The organism is Streptomyces sp. NPDC038135, assembly GCF_055601245.1.
Window position 1 is genome coordinate 408,600 of record NZ_JBVJXS010000004.1, and the last position, 20,223, is coordinate 428,822.

The following is a 20,223-nucleotide window of genomic DNA, read 5'->3' on the forward strand; positions in this document are numbered from 1 at the left end:
CAGTCGCAGCGTGAACGGGCTGCCCGAGAGCTTGGCCGTCGTCGTGTAGGTCCGGCGCTGCTCGGCGCCGCCGGCGTCCGTCCACCAGACCTCGAACTCACCGCTGACCTGGCCGCCGTCGGGGTCGTACAGCACGGCGCTCAGTTGCGGGGCAGCCGCGACGTAGGCGCGGGCGTCCTCCCCGGCGGCGCACGCCTTGCCGTCGGTGTGCAGGTCCTTCACGAGGGGTTGTGCGGGCGGCACGTCGGTCGCCGCCCAGGACGTTCCCGGCACCGCCGCCGCCGTAGCGGCGACGAGCGCCCCCACGACGGTCCGTCTCAGGCGGTGCCGTCTCTGTCTGCTGTGTACGGGCACGGTTCGGCTCTCTCCCCTTGAGTCCGATGATCTTTGTCGGGCCGCCGCAGGCTAGCAACGGCGACCGACAACGCCGAAACCGTTTTCCCGCCAGTTTCGGGGCGCCGTACACACACGTGGGGCCCGGCCGTTGCGGCCGGGCCCCGTCCACGGTTCAGGCGTGGCGTGTTCTATGCGTCGGAACGCTCGTCTACCAGCGGTACCAGCGTCCCTTTCGGCCGCCGCTGCCCGCGGGCCGGACCACGAAGCCCAGCAGCCACACGACCAGAACGATCACCGCGATCCACCACAGCGCCTTCAGGGCGAAACCCGCGCCGAAGAGAATCAGGGCCAGCAGAAGAACCAGAAGCAGGGGAACCATATGTATCAACCTCCTGGCCAGCGAATGCCCTTGGTTCACCGCGACAAGCACATGAATTGGCTGGTTTTTTCATGGAGATGAAGGGCATGTGCGCGTGTTGCGGCGATTCCGGGGGCGCTCCGCGGCCGGGCCGCCCCCGGAGGGCTCACGCCGGCTCGGGCTGCGGTTCCGGCTGCTTCGGCACCGGTACCGGAACCGGGTCCCAGAGTCTGGTGGTGCGCACGTAGCCGTGGATGACCGAGGCCATCGCCAGGATGAGAAGCGGTCCGGACACCCAGGGGTACTCGGCCATCTCGACCGGCAGATAGCGGTAGGAGAGCAGGAGCGCGGCGAAGACCGCGGCGCCGTGGAGGACGAGCCGGGTCCCCGTCCGGTCCCAGCCGCGTTCGAGGGAGCGCAGGGCCGCCTCGATGGTGAGCGTGAACACGACGCCCGCGACGAGGTCCGCGCCGTAGTGGTAGCCGAATCCCAGGGTCGCGGTCAGGGTGGCGACCAGCCAGAAGGCGCCCGCGAAGCGCAGCACGCGGGGACCTTTGCGGGAGTGGAGGAAGATGGCGGTGGCCCAGGCGGTGTGCAGGCTGGGCATGCAGTTGCGCGGGGTGATCCCGTCGAACGCCATGTGGTGCGGGCCGGTGACCGGCGTCGGGGTGTCCGGCCACAGGTCGGCCACCGCCCAGTGCCCGCCGTCGGCGCCGTACGCGAAGACCGGCCCGACCACCGGGAACACCATGTAGACGGCGGGGCCCACGAGGCCGATCACCAGGAAGGTGCGGACCAGGTGGTGGCGCGGGAAGCGGCGCTCGGCCGCCACGTTGCGGAGCTGGTACATCGTGACGACGACGGCGGCGACCGCGAGCTGGGCGTAGACGTAGTCGAGCGCGTGGGCGCCGACCGGTCCCGTGGCCCGGACGAGCCGGCCCACCAGCCAGGACGGGTCGCCCAGCGCGTGGTCGGCGGTGGCGACGTACTGGTCGAGCACGGTCGGGCGGGTCTTGGAGGTGATGACCAGCCAGGTGTCGCCCGTCTTGCGGCCGGCCACGAGCAGCAGGCCCAGTCCGACGCCCTTGAGCAGCAGGGCGCGTTCGGCGCCGGTGCGGCGCGTGACGGCGACGACCGCGCAGCCGAGGAGCACCCACAGCGCGCCGTTTCCGAAGGGGTGCCCCTCGGTGAGGTCGGCGCCCGCCGCCCAGCGCGCCAGCAGGACGACGGCGTCGATGCCGATCGCGGTGCACAGCGCGATGATCCGTTGCCGCCAGGTGAGCACGACCATCATCAGCGCCATGCTGGCGTACAACAGGAAGCCCGACTTGGGCGGGAAGATCACCTCTCGCGCCTGATTGGTGAGGGGTCCCGCCATGCCGTAGTGGCGCGCGGCGATCTCCAGCGCGACCAGGAACCCGAGCGTCACCACACTCGCGGCGACCCACAGGATCGTCCGCGGCTCACGCCACGGTACGGACTTGACTCTGCTGTTTATTCGCGAAAACACCCGCGATGATATAGGTATCAACTTTTTGGCCGATTTGTTGGTTTTCAGTTAATGGAGTAACTGTTCGCACCGAATGGTGTGTTCGTCCGGTGCGGAACGGGCGTCGAGGGCGCTCGCCTTGGGCCGGATCATGCTATCGGAGCGGTGCGGGCGGATTTGAGCGATAAGTGGCCGAACCGGCGCCGGACCCCGGCGCGGACGCGCGGGTCACTCCGCGTGCTGATCTCGGGCCGCGATGCCACGGAGCGTCAACTGCGCCTGCCGGGACGGCCGGTCGGACCAGAGGACGGCGCTACGGATCCCGGCTCCGGCGAGCAGCGGAGGGGCGGAGTCGATACCCTCACGTCAGGCACGTTCCCTGATCCGAAGCCATGCGCCCGGGAGAGGACTCGGTGGCAGCAGACGATGCCGGCGCCCGGCCGGCCGGAGCCCCACAGCTCCCTCAGCTCGCCCGTGTGCGTCGCGAGCCGCGCGACGCACACGTCGCACCCCTGACCGCCGCCGCCCCGTGCGGCCCCGCCGCGGCCCGGGGCCCCGCGTCGTCGCCGACCGCCGTGGACCGCCCATGAGTTCTCCGGCCCGGCTTCGCCGGTGGCACAGACTGCGCAGGCGCGACAGGGAGATGCGTCAGCTCGCCGCGACGCTCATCGACCCCATCCGGGAGCGGCTCAGGGCCGGCACCGGCTCTGGGGAGGGCGGCTCCGGTGACGGGGCGATCCTGAACGCCGAGGACCTGTTCGACGCCCTGGTCGAGTCCGCCAGGCAGTGGCGCGGCGACCGCAGGCTGGAGGTGCACCGTGTGCCCATCCCCCGCGAGTTCAAGGCGACCGGGATGTGGCTGGAGCGTACGGACCGGGACGACGTCATCATCGAGCAGGGCGCCGAGATCTGGCACCAGGCGCAGATACTCGGACACGAGTTGTGGCACATGCGGCAGCGGGAGGGCTTCGCCGCGGAGCGGCCGGCCGCCGGGGCCCACGCCCCCGCGGAACCGGGGCACGAGCACGGCGCCCAGCCGGCCGCCGCGCGTTCCCGTTTCGACGACGATCCGGAGAAGGAGGCCGAGCTGTTCGGGATCCGGGTCGGCCAGCAGATGCGGGCGCTGATGGAACGGGACGTGATCACCGGGGAGACGGCCCGCCGTATCGCCGACGCCCTCAACTACCGGGGCAACCGGAAATGAGCGGGGCGATAAATTACATCAGCTGCGGTCTGCTGTGGGTCGGGCTGCTGGCCAAGCTGCCGGATCTGATCCGGCATCGCGGCGAACTCTCCCAGCGCGCCATCAACGGCGTGCTGGCGTTCGCGTCGCTGTGCTTCCTCTTCGGGGCGCCCCCTTCGGTCGGGGTCATCAACCGGGTCAGCGGCGTGCCCAACCTGGCCGCCCCGCTCACCTACGTCTCGATCACCGCGTACAGCGCTTCGCTGCTGATCCTCATCGCCTGCTGGCGCGGCGGCCCGACGGTGCGGCGGACGACCCGGCGCTGGATGTGGGGCTACGCGGCCGTTCTCGCCGGTGTCGCCGCCCTGTTCGCGCTGGGGACGACACCCCGGGAACGGCGCACCGACTTCGACACGTACTACGCGACGACGCCGTGGATCGCGGAGATGGTCGTCCTGTACCTGGTCGCGCACCTGACCGCGGTGACGGTCAGCGCCCTGTGGTCGCTGCGCTGGGGCTTCGAGGCGGAGGTGCGCGAGCGGCCCTGGCTGCGGGCCAGTCTGCTGACGATCGGCACCGGCACGGTCATCACCGCCGGGTACAGCGTCTCCAAGCTCATCGCCGTCGCCGCCCGCTGGTCGGGCCGGGACTGGCCGGTGCTCGCCACGTCGGTGCCGGCCGTCTGCGCCGGTCTGGGGGCGCTGCTGACGGTGGCCGGGGTGCTGCTGCCGATGACCGGCTACCACCTGTCGGCCTGGCGCGACTTCTTCCGGCTGGCCTCCCTGGACGCCGCGCTGGATCCGGTGCTGCGCGACCGTGCCCTGCGGGTGGAGCGGCCGCGCTCCCCCTTCCTGTGGGGCACCTGGCGCCGGAGCACCATCCTCAACGGCCTGCACGCGCTCGAGACGCTCTTCGACACCCGGCTCTTCGACGAGGTACACGAGGCCGAGCTGACGAGGACGGGCGACCGGGAACGGGCCGTCTCCGTGGCGTGGGCGGCCACCATAGCGGCGGCCGCGCAGCGCAGTACGCAGCCCGTACTCGAACACGTCGGCGCGCCCAGCCGGCTCTCGCACCCCCGCGACTCAGAGGCCCTGGTCCTGATCGCCGACGCCCTGAAGCGGTCCGCGCGGCTGACGCGGGCGACCGCCCAGGTCGCCGAAGGCGCAGGACCGGGCCGGCCCCGGGTGTGACGATGCCGACGACCCCACCCATCCCCCCACACAGCAAGAGGACCTGAACGGAGTCCCCCACGATATGAGTCTCGTCGTGTACACGGCGGCTTTCCTTCTGGCCCTGGCCGCCATGCTGCTTCGCCGACCACGCACGACTCCCCGCTCGCCCCTGACCGTCGCCACCCGGGCCACCACGTTCCTCGCCGCCGTCTGCTTCGTCTGGTCGGCGCCGGTGACCCTCGCGGCGGTCAACCACGCCACCGGCATCCCCAATGTCGGCGCCCCGCTCACCTACGGCTCGATCTCCGCCTTCAGCTGCTCCCTGATCATCCTGCTGATCCACTGGAGGGGCGGGGCGCAGGAGCGGATACGGCGCATGGTCCGGATGACCGTCGCGGTGTACGGGACGCTGGTCGTCGCCATCGTCGTGCTGTTCGCCCTCGCGGACGCGCGCACGGAACGGCTCACCGACCTGGACACCTACTACGCCAACACCCCGTACATGAGGGAGATGATCGCCCTCTACCTCGTGGGGCACCTGACGAGCACCATCGTGCTGAGCGCGGTGTGCCTGAAGTGGGCGCGCGACGAGGTCACCGGACTGCTCCGGGTCGGTCTCCGGCTGATCCTCGTGGGCCTCCTCGTCGACAGCCTGGGGTTCACCCTCACCAAGGTCACCGCGGTCGCCGCGCGCTGGCTCGGGTACGACCTGGACGTCCTGTCGACCACCGTGGCGCCCCCGGCCGCCGCGCTCGGCGCCCTGATCTACTCCGCCGGCTTCGTGCTGCCGCGGCTCGCGTCCGCCGCCGCGGCGGAGCGGCAGAGCCTGGCCACCTACCGCGCGCTGAAGCCCCTGTGGCCCGCCGTGAAGGACGTGGCGACGGCGCCGAGGGCGGAACCGACCTGGTGGCAGTTGTGGTGGCAACTGCCCAGCAATCGGCTCTACTTGCTGGAGGCGAACATCCGGGACGCCCTGCTGCAGCTCACGGCGCACTTCGACCAGCGGGTCGGACACAGCGCGTACGCGGCGGCAGTCCGGCGCGGCGAGCGGCAGGACAGGGCGCGGGCCGCGTCGGAGCAGGCGATGATCATGGACGGGTTACGGCGTGCGTCGGGCAAGGGCGCCGGTCCCGCCGATCCACCGGAGAAGTTCCGCATCACCATCGACCTGGTCGAGCTGGCGAGCACCGTGCACCGCCTCCACAAGGCGGCGCCGGAGCGAATAGGGACCCAGTGACGCCGTTCCAAGACCATTACGAGGAGAGCCCGTTGCCGCACAAAGCAGTCGTGATCGGAGCCGGCACGGCCGGACTGGTGGCCGCAGCAGCGCTGTCCCTGGCGGATCCCACGCTGCGGGTCCATGTGCTCGACCGGGACGAACTTCCCCAGGGCCCCGAGGACCGGCGCGGCGTCCCCCAGGGGCGGCACGCCCATCTGCTCATGGCCGGCGGCCTCGCCGCGATGGAGGCGCTGTTCCCCGTGAGCGTGCGCGAGCGCCTGCTGGAGGCCGGGGCCCACGAGATCGCGCTCGGCAACGGGATGCTGGCCCTCACTCCGGACGGCGGCTGGTTCCACCGGTGGAAGCGCGACGGCCCGCACATGATCACCTGCACCCGGGCGCTGACCGACTGGGTCCTGCGGCGGATCCTCCTCGAGACCCGGCCCGACGTGTCCTTCCACCGGGCGTCCGTCGAGGGGTTCCTCGGCGACGTCCGGCGGGTCCGCGGCGTCCGTCTCGGCCCGGAGGCGGACCACGGGCCGGGCCGTGAGCTGGAGGCGGACATCGTCGTCGACGCCAGCGGCCGCGGCTCGGGCAGCCTCGCGTGGCTCGCCGGGATCGGCATCACGGGCGTCGAGGAGAAGAAGATCGACTCGGGTCTCACCAACGCCACCCGGATCTACCGGACCCCGCCGGGCGCCGGATCGTTTCCGCTGACGCTGGTGCAGGCCAACCCCTACGCCGGCCGGCCCGGCCGCAGCGCCATGGTGCTGCCCGTCGAGGGCGACCGGTGGATGGTCAGCGCGGCCGGCACCCGGGGCGGTGAGCCGCCCCGCGACCCCGAGGGCTTCCTCCGTTACGCCCTCACGCTGCCGCACCCCATCGTCGGCCACCTCATCTCCGGCGCCGAGCCCCTCACCGACGTGGCGGTCAGCCGGGGCCACAGCACCGACAACAGCCGCCGGTACTTCGAGAAGGCCGAGCAGTGGCCCGAGCGCCTGGTCGTCCTCGGCGACGCGCTGGCGACCTTCAACCCCGCCTACGGACAGGGCATGTCGGTGGCGGCGCTCGGCGCCCGGGTCCTGGCCGGGGAAGTCCAGCGGCACGGCCTCACCGGCGCCGGTCTGTCCCGGCGCGTCCTGCGCGGGGCCGCCCGCCACGTCGACACGGCCTGGTCGACCGCCGTCGGAGTGGACGTCCTCTATCCGGGCGTCGTCGGCGCGCGGCCGCGGGCCGCCGACCGGGTCGCGGCCTGGTACACGAACCGGCTGACCCGGGCCGCGACCGGGACCTACGAGGCGGCCTCAGCACTGTGGGACGTCACCAGCCTCACCGCGCCCGCCACCCGCGCGCTGCGGCCCAGGGCCCTGCTCGCGGCGCTCACCGGGCCGGCCCTCCCCCGGACGCTGGAACCCCCGCTGCTGCCCTCGGAGCAGCGCGTGCTCGACCGGCTCACAGGGGCCGCGCACCGGCCGACCGCACCGCGGCCCAGTCCCACCCCGTAGCCGGGCGCGCCACGTGCCGGCTGCCGGCGGCCCGCGGTCCCGGAGGTCTCATCGGACGGTGTGCGGGTCGCCGTGGGGCTCCAGCCGCGCGTGCCGGCCGCGGGGGCAGTGCACGAGCCGCTCGTCCAGCCCGAGCCCGCGCACCTCGGCCAGGAAGTCGTCCAGCGGGGAGCGGAAGACCGTGTAGTCGTCGTAGTGCACGGGCAGGACGTGCCGGTAGTCCAGGCGCCGGGCCAGCTCGGCCCCCTGGGCGCCGTCCATGGTGACGACGAACCCGCCGGGGAGCCGGGTGCCGCCCAGGTGGAGCACGGCCAGGTCGGCGGTGGGGAAACGCCGGGCGATCTCGTCCAGGCCGTCGTACAGCAGGGTGTCGCCCGAGATGTACAGCCGCATCCGCACCGGGCCGCCGGCGGGGCCGAATTCCAGCATGCTGCCCATCACGGGCGGCAGCAGACCGCGCAGCACGGGCCGCAGGGCGTGGCGGCCGGGCAGGGACGTCACGCGGACCTGTGCGCCGCCCCGCTCCAGGACGCAGCTCTCCCAGGTGCCCAGGCCGCCCGCCCCGCCGAACCCCTGGAAGATGCGGAGCCGGCGTGCGGCGTGCGGCGTGGTGACGATGGGCACCGCCCGGTCCAGGTGGTTCCTGGCCCGGCGGTCCCAGTGGTCCCCGTGCAGGTGGGAGAGGACGACGCCGTCCAGGCGGGGCAGGTCCGCCACGTCGAGGGCCGGCTCCGTGAGCCGGCGGCTGACGAGCCCGTACCCGAGATGCGCCCGCTCGCCGCGGTGCAGGAAGTTCGGGTCCGTCAGCAGCGTCAGTCCCCGGTAGCGCAGCACCACCGTCGCGTTGCCGATGAAGTGCAGGTCAACCGCATCGTCCGTGTCACCCATGGCCGTCCTCACCCGACGGGCCGAGCCCGTCTGTCGCGTCCGCACCCCGTTCCACCGGCCCCGGGTTCCCACCGGTTCCCCGGTGGACACACGCCTCGGCGACGCGCACGGCCCTACGATCGGCGCATGGCGATCATGTTCGAATGGCGGGGCGACCTGGACGACGACTCCCTCGACGCACTGCACGCCGACGGATTCGGTCACCCGGTGACCCGCACCCGTTGGCGGGCACGACTCGAGCGGCACAGTCTCGGCTGGGTCTGCGCACGGGAGGACGGCGAGCTGGTCGGTTTCGTCAACGTGGTCTGGGACGGAGGGGCCCACGCCTTCCTGCTCGACACCGTGGTGGCCCGGCGCTGCCGGGGCCGGGGCGTCGGCACCGAGCTCGTGGCGGTCGCGGCCCGGGAGGCCCGGGCCGCGAAGTGCGCCTGGCTGCACGTCGACTTCGAGGAGCCGCTGCGCTCGTTCTACTTCGGCGCCTGCGGCTTCAGGGAGACGGCGGCGGGCCTGGTCGCCCTTTAGCGGGGCCAGGGGGGCGGCCGGCGGGCCCCGGTGAGGACGGGTCAGCGGGTGGCGTACCACGCCAGGGTGTTCGCCGTGCCGGTGCAGGTGACGATGAAGCAGGCGGTCATGGCGTGGCGCCGGAGCAGGGCTCGGCGCAGTTCGCGGTAGCGGGCCTCGTACTCGCCGCGCAGGCGCTTGGCGCGGTCGGCCGTGACCTGGAGGGCCTTGCGGGTCAGGTCGAGGCGCTGCTCGGTGTAGTGCTGGGTGAGGTCCTCGGCCTGGCCGGTGGTGAGCCAGGGCAGGCGGGCGCAGAGCGCCTCGGCCTCGCGCTGGGCCTGCTCGAGTTCCGCGTGCAGGAGCAGGTAGCCCTCGACCTCGTTGGCGAGCGAGCCGTCCTGGCCGCCCCGTGGGGCGTCAGGACGGTTCGGCGTCGTCACCTCTGGCCGCCCTCTGGCTCGACCGCGTCACGCCGGCCGACGTTGGCCTCGTGTTCGAGCTGAGCCACCTCGGGGTGGTGCAGGTCGAACGCCGGGGACTCGCTGCGGACCCGCGGCAGGGTGGTGAAGTTGTGCCGCGGCGGCGGGCAGGACGTCGCCCATTCCAGCGAGCGGCCGTAGCCCCACGGGTCGTCCACGCCGACCGGCCTGCCGTACCTGGCCGTCTTCCACACGTTGTAGAGGAACGGCAGCATCGACAGGCCCAGCAGGAACGAGCTGATGGACGAGACCGTGTTCAGGGCGGTGAAACCGTCGGCCGCCAGGTAGTCGGCGTAGCGGCGCGGCATGCCCTCGGCGCCCAGCCAGTGCTGGACCAGGAACGTGCCGTGGAAGCCGACGAACAGCGTCCAGAAGGTGATCTTGCCGAGGCGCTCGTCCAGCATTTTGCCGGTGAACTTCGGCCACCAGAAGTGGAAGCCCGCGAACATGGCGAAGACGACCGTGCCGAAGACGACGTAGTGGAAGTGGGCCACCACGAAGTACGAGTCGGACACGTGGAAGTCCATCGGCGGCGAGGCCAGGATGACGCCCGTGAGTCCGCCGAAGAGGAAGGTGACGAGGAAGCCCAGCGCCCACAGCATCGGCGTCTCGAAGGACAGCGAGCCCTTCCACATGGTGCCGATCCAGTTGAAGAACTTCACCCCGGTCGGCACGGCGATCAGGAACGTCATGAAGGAGAAGAACGGCAGGAGCACCGCGCCGGTGACGAACATGTGGTGCGCCCACACCGTCACGGACAGGCCGGCGATCGCGATCGTCGCGGCCACCAGGCCCATGTAACCGAAGACCGGCTTGCGGGAGAACACCGGCAGGATCTCGGTGACGATGCCGAAGAACGGCAGGGCGATGATGTACACCTCTGGATGGCCGAAGAACCAGAAGAGGTGTTGCCAGAGGATGGGGCCGCCGTTGGCCGCGTCGTACACATGGGCGCCGAAGATGCGGTCGGCGGCCAGGGCGAACAGCGCGGCCGCCAGGACCGGGAAGGCGAACAGGACCAGCACGGCGGTCAGCAGCACGTTCCAGGTGAAGATCGGCATGCGGAACATGGTCATGCCCGGGGCGCGCATGCAGATGATCGTGGTGATGAAGTTGACCGCGCCGAGGATGGTGCCGAAGCCGGAGAAGGCCAGGCCCAGGATCCACAGGTTGGGACCGAGGCCCGGCGACCGGACGATGTCCGACAGCGGGCTGTAGGCGAACCAGCCGAAGTCGGCCGCGCCCTGCGGGGTGAGGAAACCGCCCACCGCGATGAGCGAGCCGAACAGGTACAGCCAGTAGGCGAACATGTTCAGCCGCGGGAACGCCACGTCGGGCGCGCCGATCTGCAGCGGCATGATCCAGTTCGTGAAGCCGGCGAACAGCGGGGTGGCGAACATCAGCAGCATCACGGTGCCGTGCATCGTGAAGAGCTGGTTGTACTGCTCGTTGGAGACGATCTGCAGGCCGGGCCGGGCCAGCTCGGCCCGGATGATCAACGCCATCACCCCGCCGAACAGGAAGAAGAGGAACGACGTCGCCAGGTACAGCGTGCCGATCGTCTTGTGGTCGGTGGTCGTCAGCCATCTGACCACCACGTTGCCGGGCTGCTTGCGCCTGACCGGGAGCTCGTTCTCGTACGAGTCCTCGGCTGCCGCCGCTCCGGGAGGTTCGTTGACGATGCTCACAGGTTGGATGTCTCCCGATGTCGCGGTTCGCGGTCCAGTCGGCCTCCATCCTCGCGGCGACAAACGTGGGAATTCGCCTTGACCGGCCGAATACGGGGCCAATGGAATGACATTCGCCCTCTAAGGGAGTAGGTCCCCCGTACGCGTGTTGCCGCGGGTACGCGACGGCCGCCCGGCGCCCTGGGCATCGGACCAGGTCACCGGGGCCCTGCTGATAGCCTTCGGCGACCGTGACCGAGCAGGACAGGTCAGCGCACCCGGACCCTGGAAGAGATGTTGACCTCGCGCACCGCAGTCGACCGGCGTCCCGGCCGCCGTTTCCACCGGACGCCGCATGTCCGCTGACCTGCGCCCGGCCGGGCGCCCGGGCCGGCTCCGCGGCGGACTGAGCCGGCCCGCCCGGGACTGGTGGCCGGCCCTGCGCCGGACACCGGTGACGATGTGGAACGACGACCTCACCGACTACGCCGCCGCGCTGACCTACTACTCCATCCTGGCGGTCCTTCCCTCCCTGCTCGTCACCGTGCTCGCCTTCGGCCTGGTCAGCCCCAGCACCGCCGCCGAGTTCATCGCCCATGTCACGCACTACGCGCCCGGCCAGTCGGGCGCCGAGCTCCACGGCGTGCTCGCCGGTGTGCTCAGGCGGCACTCCACGACCTGGACGCTGATGGCGGCCGGCGCCGTCAGCGCGCTGTGGTCGGCCTGCAGTTACCTCGCCGTCTTCCGCCGCGCCCTGCACGGCATGTACCGCATCCCCGACCGCCGCTCCCCCTGGCGCAAGGCGCACCGCATCGTGGCGACCGCCCTGGTGCTGCTGGCCCTCCTCGTCGTCAGCGCCCTGGTGCTGATGCTGTCCGGACCCGTCGCCGAACTCCTCGGCCGCCTGCTGCGCCTGGACGGCACCGCGCAGCTCATCTGGGGCATCACCCGCTGGCCGCTGCTGCTGTGCCTGGTGGCGGTGCTGGTCGTGGTGGTCTTCCACACCGGGCCGGCGCCGGCCCGCCGGAGCCGTCACAGTCTGCCCGGCGGGGCCCTGGCCGCCGCGCTGTGGCTGACCGCCTCGGCCGGCTTCGCCCTGTACGCCGACCTGCTGGGCACCTACAGCCGGCTCTACGGGTCCCTGGCCGGCATCGTCGTCTTCCTCATCTGGCTCTGGCTGTCGAACCTCGCGCTGCTCGCCGGCGCGCAGTTCACCGCCGAACTCCACAAGGCGCAGGCCGCCGGCCCGCTCCCGGACGGCGACGCCTCCCCCGCCTGAACGCCGCACCGGTACGGCACGCCCGGCGGGTGACCGGACGGTCCGCGGGGGATCCCGTCGGACACGGCGTCAGGCGGCGGCGCCGAACCACTCGGACAGCCGGGCGGTCAGATCCCGCTGGTCCTCGCCGGCCCAGGCCACATGGCCGTCGGGCCGCAGCAGCACCGCGGGGGCGTCCAGTTCGTCGCTGACGTCGACGACGTGGTCGACCCGGTCCGCCCACCCGGCGGCCGACAGCCGGCCGGTCTGGTCCAGCAGCAGCCCGCGCCCCGCGTGCGTCAGCTCGTACAGCCGTCCCCGCTTCAGCCGCACGTCGCGCAGCCGCCGGCCGAGCAGCCGGTGTCCGTCACCGAAGTCGTAGCGGATCCCGACAGCGGTGATCTTCTCGATCAGGCGCCGGTTCACCTCCTCGATGTCCATCAGCTCCCCCATCAGCCGGCGCACCGCCCGGGCGCCCGGCTCGGTGGACATCAGCTCCATCTGCGCGCGGGTGTTGTCCAGCACTTCGGCGGCCACCGGGTGCCGCTCGTCGTGGTAGCTGTCCAGCAGCCCCTCGGGTGCCCAGCCGTTCACCTCGGCGGCGAGCTTCCAGCCGAGGTTGAAGGCGTCCTGGAGGCCGAGGTTGAGGCCCTGTCCGCCGGTCGGCGGATGGATGTGCGCGGCGTCGCCCGCCAGCAGCACCCGGCCGGTGCGGTAGCGCTCGGCGAGCCGGGTGGCGTCGCCGAAGCGGGAGAGCCGGCGCGGTGAGTGCACGCCGAAGTCGGTGCCGGCGAACGCCCGCAACTGCCGTCGGAAGTCGTCGAGGGTCGGCGGGACCGAGCGGTCCTCGGCCACCCCGTCGGCGGGTACGACGACGCGGTACGCTCCGTCCCCGAGGGGCATCGCACCGAAGCGTGTCTGTGTTCTGCGGACCTCGGCCACCACCGCGGCCAGCGTCTCGGGAGGCACCGCGACCTCCATCTCGCCCAGCAGGGTCTCCGTCCTCGCCGGTTCGCCGGGGAAGCCGACGCCGAGCAGCCTGCGCACCGTGCTGCGGCCGCCGTCGCAGCCGACCAGGTAGCGCGAGCGCAGCCGGGTGCCGTCGGCCAGTTCGGCGGTCACGCCCTCGTCGTCCTGGGCCAGTCCGACCAGTTCGCGGCCGCGCCGGATCTCGGCGCCCGCGTCGACGGCGTGCGCGGTCAGCAGGCGCTCGGTGACGGTCTGCGGAATGCCGAGGACGTAGGAGTGGGCGGTGTCCAGCCGCTCGGGCCAGGAGGCGCCCAGACCTGCGAAGAAGCCGCCGGTCGCGAACTTCCGGCCGTGTTCGAGGAAGCGCTCCAGCAGGCCGCGCTGGTCCAGCACCTCGATGCTGCGCACGTGCAGACCGAGCGCGCGGACGAACGCGGCCGGCTCCGGATCCTTCTCCAGCACGACCACCCGCACCCCGTGCAACCGTAGTTCGGCGGCGAGCATCAGCCCGGTCGGGCCACCGCCCGCGATGATCACGTCGGTCATCAAGTCCCCCATTTCGTGCGGCTTCTGCCTTCGGCCCGGAATTCTGCGGCAGGACGGGGGTCTTGCCGCAAGGCCCCCGGTGCGCTATACGTTGAGAGTGGCAAGGAGCGCTGTGACCTCCTTGCCTTTCGTTTTGCCGTCCGCCGCGGGACCGAAGTCTCCCGCGCGACACGGGACTCGGGGCCGGAATCCGGCCTTCGCCAAACCCTTGACGCGTACACGTACAGCACAAAGAATGGGCGCGCTGTGCGATTTGACAACGTTGTCTAGCCCCGGGAGGCGTACGCGCCCATGAGTGGGACTCATCCGCGCACGAGTTGGAGCCGACGCCTACGCGGCGCGGGCACGGTGGTCGCGGCGGCCGCGCTGATCGGCGCCGCCCTCGCCGCGCCCACGGCCCAGGCGGCCGCCGCACCGGACGGCCGGCTGACCGACCTGGTCAATCCGTTCATCGGCACCCAGAACGAGGGCAACACCTATCCGGGCGCCGCCGTGCCCTTCGGGATGGTGCAACTGTCCCCGGACACCGGGCACAACACCGGATACGACTACGCCCAGAACCACATCCGGGGCTTCTCCCTCGTCCATCTCTCCGGCGTCGGCTGCGGACTGGGCGGCGACCTGCCCGTCCTGCCCACCACCGGCGACGTGACGTCCACCGACTACGCCAAGTACCAGGCGGAGTTCAGCCACGACGCGGAGCAGGCGAGCCCCGGCTACTACAAGGTCGGTCTGAAGACCGGCATCGAGGCCGAGCTGACGGCGACCGCGCGCACCGGTGTGCAGCGCTACACCTTCCCGGCCACCGACAAGGCCAACGTGCTGCTCAACGCCGGCCAGTCGCTGCACCGGACGCTCTCCACCAAGGTCGAGGTCCTCGACGACCACACGGTGCGCACCGCGATCACCGGCAGCGGGTTCTGCCAGGACACCAAGCCGTACACGGTGTACACCGTCACCCGGTTCGACCACCCGTTCACCGCGTTCGGCACCTGGGACGGCTCCACGGTCAGCGACGGCTCGAAGAGCGGCCGGGACGGCGCGTACGTCCGGTTCGACACGAGCAAGGACCGGACGGTCGAGGCGACGACCGCCCTGTCGTACGTGGACGCGCACGGCGCCGCGCTCAACCTCCGCGCCGAGGGCGGGCGTTCGTTCCAGCAGATACGGGCCGCGGCCCGGCGCGCCTGGGAGGACCGGCTCGACGACGTACGGGTGCGGGGCGGGAGCGAGACCCTGCGGCGCACGTTCTACTCGTCGCTGTACCGGTCCTTCCTCGCCCCCAACATCGGCAGCGACACCGACGGCCGGTACACCGGGTGGGACCAGAAGGTCCACCGCGCCCGGGGCTTCACGTACTACCAGAACTGGTCCCTGTGGGACACCTACCGCACCCAGTCCCAGCTGCTGTCCCTGCTCGCGCCGCGCGAGGCGCGGGACATGGCGATATCGGTGATCCGGATCGACGAGGAGAGCGGCTGGCTGCCCAAGTGGGGCTACGGCACGGTCGAGACGAACATCATGACCGGCGACCCGGTCACCCCGTTCCTCACCAACGCCTACCAGCAGGGGCTGCTCAAGGGGTACGAGGACCGGGCCTACCGCGCCCTCAGGAAGAACGCCGACGGGGTGCCCCCCGCCGACTCGCCGGCGGTGGGCCGCGAGGCCGACAGGGAGTACGTCGCGGACGGTTTCGCGCCCTACGTCAAGGGCCGGCCGCACGCGAAGCCGGGCGACTCGGACTACGACCACGGCGCCTCGGCGACCCTGGAGTACGCCCTGTCCGACGCGATGCTCGCCGAGATGGCCCGCGACCTCGGCCATGACGCGGACGCCGCGCGCTACGCGGCCCGGGCCCAGAACTACCGCCGGATCTTCGACCCCTCGACCGGCTTCTTCCGGGCCCGCGACGCCTCCGGCGCCTTCACCGGTCCGGCCGACCCGGCGCAGAGCGAGGGGTTCCACGAGGGCACGTCCTGGCAGTACCAGTGGCTGGTGCCGCAGGACCTGCCGGGCATGGTCGGCCTGATCGGCGGCAAGCAGGCGGCCAACGAGCGGCTGGACTCCTTCTTCGCCTACGACAAGCTGGTGAAGGACCCCGCGAAGACCGCCCGCGAGGTATGGGTGAACGGCCCGTACGACTACTACAACGCGGACAAGTACAACCCGCAGAACGAGCCCGACCTCATCGCCCCGTACACCTATCTCTCGACCGGCCAGCCGTGGAAGACCACCGACGTGGTGCACGCCGCGCTGACCCTCTTCACGGACACCCCGACCGGCATGACCGGCAACGACGACCTCGGCACCATGTCCGCCTGGAACGTGCTGTCGTCGATCGGCGTCTTCCCGGTCCAGCCCGGCTACGACACCTGGGGCCTGTCCACGCCGGTCTTCGAGCGGGTCGACCTCACGCTGGACCGCCGCTACTACCCGCGCGGTGCGCTCACCGTGACCGCGCCCGGTACCTCCGACGGCAACCGCTACGTCCAGGCGGCGCGCGTCGACGGCGCCCCGTACGGCCGCACCTATGTGACGACCAGCGACCTGCGCGGTATGCGGTCGCTGGCGTTCACGGTCGGCGCCGAGCCGTCCGGGTGGGGCACGGGTGCCCAGGACGGGCCGCCCGCGCTCAACTGACCCGGGTGGAACGGGACGGGCCGTGGCCGCGATCGCAGAGTCGTGGCCACGGCCCGCTCTCACATGTTGATCATGTGGCCGGCCAGGCCGTGCACGGCCTCCTTGACGGCCTCGCCCAGGGTCGGGTGCGCGTGCACGTTGCGCGCCACCTCATGGACCGTCAGATCCCACTGCTGGGCCAGGGTCAGCTCGGGCAGCAGCTCGGTGACGTCCGGGCCGATCAGGTGGCCGCCGAGCAGCTCGCCGTACTTGGCGTCGCTGATCAGCTTCACGAAGCCCGTGGCGTCGCCGAGGCCGTGCGACTTGCCGTTCGCGGTGAAGGGGAACTTGGCGACCTTGACGTCGTGCCCGAGCTCGCGGGCCTGGGCCTCGGTGTAGCCGAAGCTGGCGACCTGGGGCTGGCAGTAGGTCGCGCGCGGGATCATCGCGTAGTCGAGCTCCATGGTCTCCGCGTCGGCGAGGGTCTCCGCGGCGACGATGCCCATCGCCTCGGCGGCGTGCGCGAGCATCAGCTTGGCGGTGACGTCGCCGATGGCGAAGATGTGCGGGACGGAGGTGCGGCAGCGGCCGTCGACGTCGATCGCGCCGCGCTCGGTGACCCGTACGCCCACCTTGTCCAGGCCGTAACCCTCGATGTTCGGGGCGAAGCCGATCGCCTGCATGACCTTGTCGGCCTCCAGGACCTGCTGCGATCCGTCCTTGGCGGTGACGGTGACCCGCACCTGCGGGCCGGACTCGTCGATGGCGTCGACCCGGGTGGAGGTCAGCACGTCGATGCCGAGCCTGCGGTACTGGCGGGCGAGCTCGGCGGACACCTCGGCGTCCTCGAGCGGGGTCACGCGGTCCAGGAACTCGACGATGGTGACCTTGACGCCGTAGTTGTGCAGGACGTACGCGAACTCCACGCCGATCGCGCCCGCGCCCGCGATCACGATCGACTGCGGCAGTTCCTCGGCGAGGATCTGCTCCTCGTAGGTCACCACCCGGGAGGTGCGGCGGGTGCCGGGGAGCAGCTTGGGGGTGGCGCCGGTGGCGATGACGCAGTGGTCGAAGCCGATGGTGCGCGTCGATCCGTCGTACCCCGCCACCTCGAGCGTGTGCGGGTCGAGGAAGGTGCCGCGGCCGTCGAACTCCGTGATGCCGTTCTTCTTCATCAGGTAGTGGACGCCCTTGACACGGCCGTCGGCGACCTTGCGGCTGCGGCGGAAGGCCTCGCCGAAGTCGAAGGACACCTTCCCGTCGACCTTGATGCCGAAGGTCTTCGCCTCGCGGGTGAAGATGTGCGCCAGCTCGGCGTTGCGCAGCAGCGCCTTGCTCGGGATGCACCCCACGTTCAGGCAGACACCGCCCCAGTACTTCTCCTCGACGACGGCGACGCGCTTGCCCAACTGGGCGGCGCGGACGGCGGCGACATAGCCGCCGGGTCCGGCTCCGAGGACCACGACGTCGAAGCGTTCGTCCAGCTCGGGCATGGGGGTTTCCCTTCCTGTGGGACGGTTCCGGTGGCCGGAGGTGGGTGCCCGGCCTCGATTGGATCATCCACGGGTCCGGCAGGCTCACGCAACCGCTTGGCCGACGCGCCCGCCGCCGGCGGCCCGGCCGCCCGCATCGCGCGGCGGAAGCGGTCAGTTGAGCCGACGTGGACCCGCGGCGCGGGGGGCCCGGTCGCCGGTCCGCGCGGCGGTGTTCGTCGCGGGCCCGGGTGCCGGGCCGGAGCGCGGGACGCGGGCCAGGTCGGTCATCAGCGCGCTCAGCCAGGCGACGGTCGCGTAGTACCGCCGGGGCGCGCCGGGCGGCTCCGCGGCGAATCCGGGGAGGTCGGGGTCGAGGCGGGGCACCGGTGCGGCCGGGGTGTCGCTCCCGGGGTCGAGCGCCGCCGAGACGAGCAGCATCCGCCCGGCCACCCGGTCCCCGAGCCCCGCGGCCGACTCGGCGGCGGCCGGGCCCAGCGGGGCGGGCGGCGGTTCCAGCAGCCGTTCCGATCCCCACAGGGTGTGATGCCCGGCGATCAGTGCGGCCTGCCAGTCCACCGTGGGCAGCGCCGCACCCCTCCCCCGGCCGCCGAAAAGCGTCGGCTCGCTCTGGAACTGGGCGTACGCGGACTCCGCGAGGATGACCGCCTGGTGCAGCGAGCGGTGGCCGGACACCGCGAACGGCGCGGCCGCCACCGGGCCGCCGGCCGCCACGTCGGCGCTGGTGGCCACCACGATCTCGGCCGCCCGGCGCAGGAGTTCCGCCGCCGCGTGGCGCAGCTCGTCGTGGGCGCCGCGGGGCCAGGCGAGCAGGCCGAACACCGCGCCGATCACGCTGCCGACGAGCACGTCCAGCAGACGGACCTCGGCCAGCTGCCAGGTCGACGGCGCGAGCTGGGCGAACACCAGGGCGACGAGCACCGTGAACAGGCCCTGTGCCCAGCCGACGCCCTTGACCGGGCCCACGGTGAAGGCGAACAGCATCCACAGCGGCAGCACGGCCGCGTAGACCTCGTCGTGGGTGCCCACCAGCGTCAGCAGTCCGGCGGTCAGCAGCGCCCCGGCCAGCGTCCCGCCGAGCGCACGGCGGATCGTGCTCCAGGTCTCGTCCATGGTGGTCCGGGTGAGGGTGAGCGTGGCCAGCATCGCCCAGAATCCGTGGGGCAGCGTGTCCACGCCCGCGACGAGCCGGGCGGCGGTCAGGGCCAGGGCGATGCGCACCGCGTTCTGGAAGAACACCGAACGGCGCCCGGCGTGGCCGCGCGCCCGGTGCCACCACAGCGTCGGGGCCCGGCTCGTGGCGTACCAGAAGGGGCCCGGCGGCACCGGCAGCGACGCCCGCCGGCCCCGTACCGCGAGGTCGGCCGCCCTGGCCATGGCCAGCGCGGCGTCGGCGATCTCCAGTACGGCGGCGTGCCGGCGCAGCACGGCGGGCGGCAGGACCGGCGGGCCCGTGCCGTCGGCGGCGGCCCCGGCCGGCACGTGGCCGGCGGAGGCGGCCGCCAGGTGTGCGCGCGCCTCGGCCAGTTCCGCGTACGCGGCCAGCGGCGCCGGACCCGATCCGAGGCCGCTCGCGGTCCCGGTGGACAGTCCGGCCACCGCGCGCAGGACGGCGGTCACGCGGGGGCCCTGACCGCCGCCGGGCGGGGTGGTCAGCCGTGCCAGCCGGCTGAGCAGGGTGCGGGTGGCCAGACCGGTGTGGGCGAGGGCGCGGTCACGCAGCCCCGGTCCGGCGGGACGTTCCGCCTCCGGCACGGTCAGCGGCCGCAGCGCCGCGCCGTCCTCCCGGGCGGCTTCGCTGTCGGCGCCGGTCAGGGCATACGGGGGCACGGCCAGGAGGGTCGCGCAGTGGGCCGCGGTCCGTGCGGCGTGGGCGGCCCGATCCCGGTACGACGGCGGCGGGGGCTCGGGGAGGATCAGCGCCTCGGCGGCGATGAGCAGGACCAGCCCCGTCGTCGTGCCGATCAGGCGTTCGCCGAGCGAGCCGGGGTCGTACGGCGGGAAGGACGGCAGGATGTAGAGCAGTTGCAGGCCGGGAGCCGCGCCGGCCGGGCGCGGCCCGCCCACGGCTGTGAAGGCCAGGGCGAAGCCCACGATCAGCATGCCCGCGACGGCGCTCCAGGTCCGCACCGACAGACAGGTGCCGACGACCACCAGCAGCCAGCACACCGGCAGCGCGCGCAGTCCCGTCGCGGCGCGCTGCCGTCCGGTGCCGGGGATCCTGGACAGTCCGCCCAGCGCCACGGCGGAGAACAGGGCGTACGTCGCCGCGACGGGGAGGCCCAGGCCGTAGCGGAAGAGGAAGAACCCGGTCGCGGCGACCAGCGTCACGCGTACCGCTCGGCGGCCCGAGGCGGCGTAGGCCGAGGGGATCCGGCCTGCTGGGGCAGCACACACGCTTACAGAATCCCGCACCGCCCGGCGCCCGGCACGCGCGGCGGCCGGGATGCCCGCCGTGAGGCGGGGCGTGCCGGCCGGGCGGAGGAGGCCGGCCGGCGGCGGGGCCATCAGGGTGGTCACGGGCCGTGTCGGGCGGCC

Annotated in this window: 15 protein-coding genes; 7 read left to right on the forward strand and 8 right to left on the reverse strand. The window is 72.3% G+C overall.

The window, feature by feature from the left end:
- Window positions 1-544: 544 nt before the first annotated feature.
- The gene (locus tag ACZ7JA_RS13515; RefSeq protein ID WP_199209256.1) at window positions 545-715 is read right to left on the reverse strand and encodes a DUF5670 family protein; all 171 of its coding nucleotides are present in this window, start codon (window positions 713-715) and stop codon (window positions 545-547) included.
- A 145-nt stretch (window positions 716-860) separates the two neighbouring features.
- Window positions 861-2,147, reverse strand: coding sequence for a phosphatase PAP2 family protein (locus ACZ7JA_RS13520; protein ID WP_389297979.1), 1,287 nt, complete (start codon window positions 2,145-2,147; stop codon window positions 861-863).
- Window positions 2,148-2,826: 679 nt separating this feature from the next.
- On the opposite strand from ACZ7JA_RS13520, the gene ACZ7JA_RS13525 reads away from it, so the two are divergent.
- From ACZ7JA_RS13525 to ACZ7JA_RS13540, 4 genes are all read left to right on the forward strand, one after another.
- The gene (locus tag ACZ7JA_RS13525; protein WP_389297647.1) at window positions 2,827-3,387 is read left to right on the forward strand and encodes a hypothetical protein; all 561 of its coding nucleotides are present in this window, start codon (window positions 2,827-2,829) and stop codon (window positions 3,385-3,387) included.
- Window positions 3,384-4,559, forward strand: coding sequence for a hypothetical protein (locus ACZ7JA_RS13530; protein ID WP_389447573.1), 1,176 nt, complete (start codon window positions 3,384-3,386; stop codon window positions 4,557-4,559). Before ACZ7JA_RS13525 ends, ACZ7JA_RS13530 begins: the two co-directional genes overlap by 4 nt.
- Window positions 4,560-4,623: 64 nt before the next feature.
- Window positions 4,624-5,778, forward strand: a complete 1,155-nt coding sequence (locus tag ACZ7JA_RS13535) for an MAB_1171c family putative transporter (protein WP_351663237.1) — start codon at window positions 4,624-4,626, stop codon at window positions 5,776-5,778.
- 32 nt (window positions 5,779-5,810) lie between these two features.
- Window positions 5,811-7,265 carry an NAD(P)/FAD-dependent oxidoreductase gene (locus tag ACZ7JA_RS13540; protein ID WP_470808121.1) on the forward strand — a complete coding sequence of 485 codons (1,455 nt, stop codon included), beginning with the start codon at window positions 5,811-5,813 and terminating at the stop codon, window positions 7,263-7,265.
- A gap of 48 nt (window positions 7,266-7,313) precedes the next feature.
- Here the strand turns inward: ACZ7JA_RS13540 and ACZ7JA_RS13545 are convergent, their stop codons facing one another.
- Window positions 7,314-8,153 carry an MBL fold metallo-hydrolase gene (locus tag ACZ7JA_RS13545; protein ID WP_470808122.1) on the reverse strand — a complete coding sequence of 280 codons (840 nt, stop codon included), beginning with the start codon at window positions 8,151-8,153 and terminating at the stop codon, window positions 7,314-7,316.
- Between the two features lie 126 nt (window positions 8,154-8,279).
- Here ACZ7JA_RS13545 and ACZ7JA_RS13550 point away from each other — a divergent pair, with 126 nt between their 5' ends.
- Entirely contained in the window at window positions 8,280-8,675 is a 396-nt protein-coding gene (locus ACZ7JA_RS13550) for a GNAT family N-acetyltransferase (protein WP_450745171.1), read from the forward strand.
- 41 nt (window positions 8,676-8,716) lie between these two features.
- Here ACZ7JA_RS13550 and ACZ7JA_RS13555 read toward each other — a convergent pair whose 3' ends face one another.
- Both ACZ7JA_RS13555 and ctaD read right to left on the reverse strand, forming a co-directional pair.
- The gene (locus tag ACZ7JA_RS13555; RefSeq protein WP_351663225.1) at window positions 8,717-9,094 is read right to left on the reverse strand and encodes a hypothetical protein; all 378 of its coding nucleotides are present in this window, start codon (window positions 9,092-9,094) and stop codon (window positions 8,717-8,719) included.
- Window positions 9,091-10,821, reverse strand: a complete 1,731-nt coding sequence (ctaD, locus tag ACZ7JA_RS13560; protein ID WP_450745169.1) for an aa3-type cytochrome oxidase subunit I — start codon at window positions 10,819-10,821, stop codon at window positions 9,091-9,093. Before ctaD ends, ACZ7JA_RS13555 begins: the two co-directional genes overlap by 4 nt.
- A gap of 334 nt (window positions 10,822-11,155) precedes the next feature.
- Here ctaD and ACZ7JA_RS13565 point away from each other — a divergent pair, with 334 nt between their 5' ends.
- A complete protein-coding gene (locus ACZ7JA_RS13565; RefSeq protein WP_389447581.1) occupies window positions 11,156-12,079 on the forward strand; it encodes a YihY/virulence factor BrkB family protein in 924 nt (307 codons plus the stop codon).
- 69 nt (window positions 12,080-12,148) lie between these two features.
- On the opposite strand, the gene rox is transcribed toward ACZ7JA_RS13565, so the two are convergent.
- Complete coding sequence (gene rox / locus ACZ7JA_RS13570; RefSeq protein WP_351663219.1) at window positions 12,149-13,573, reverse strand: rifampin monooxygenase; 1,425 nt, start codon at window positions 13,571-13,573, stop codon at window positions 12,149-12,151.
- A gap of 291 nt (window positions 13,574-13,864) precedes the next feature.
- On the opposite strand from rox, the gene ACZ7JA_RS13575 reads away from it, so the two are divergent.
- Window positions 13,865-16,213, forward strand: a complete 2,349-nt coding sequence (locus tag ACZ7JA_RS13575) for a GH92 family glycosyl hydrolase (protein ID WP_470808123.1) — start codon at window positions 13,865-13,867, stop codon at window positions 16,211-16,213.
- 59 nt (window positions 16,214-16,272) lie between these two features.
- Here ACZ7JA_RS13575 and lpdA read toward each other — a convergent pair whose 3' ends face one another.
- Window positions 16,273-17,685, reverse strand: coding sequence for a dihydrolipoyl dehydrogenase (gene lpdA, locus ACZ7JA_RS13580; RefSeq protein WP_351663214.1), 1,413 nt, complete (start codon window positions 17,683-17,685; stop codon window positions 16,273-16,275).
- A gap of 153 nt (window positions 17,686-17,838) precedes the next feature.
- Window positions 17,839-20,016, reverse strand: a complete 2,178-nt coding sequence (locus ACZ7JA_RS13585) for an FUSC family protein (RefSeq protein ID WP_470808124.1) — start codon at window positions 20,014-20,016, stop codon at window positions 17,839-17,841.
- Window positions 20,017-20,223: the final 207 nt, after the last annotated feature.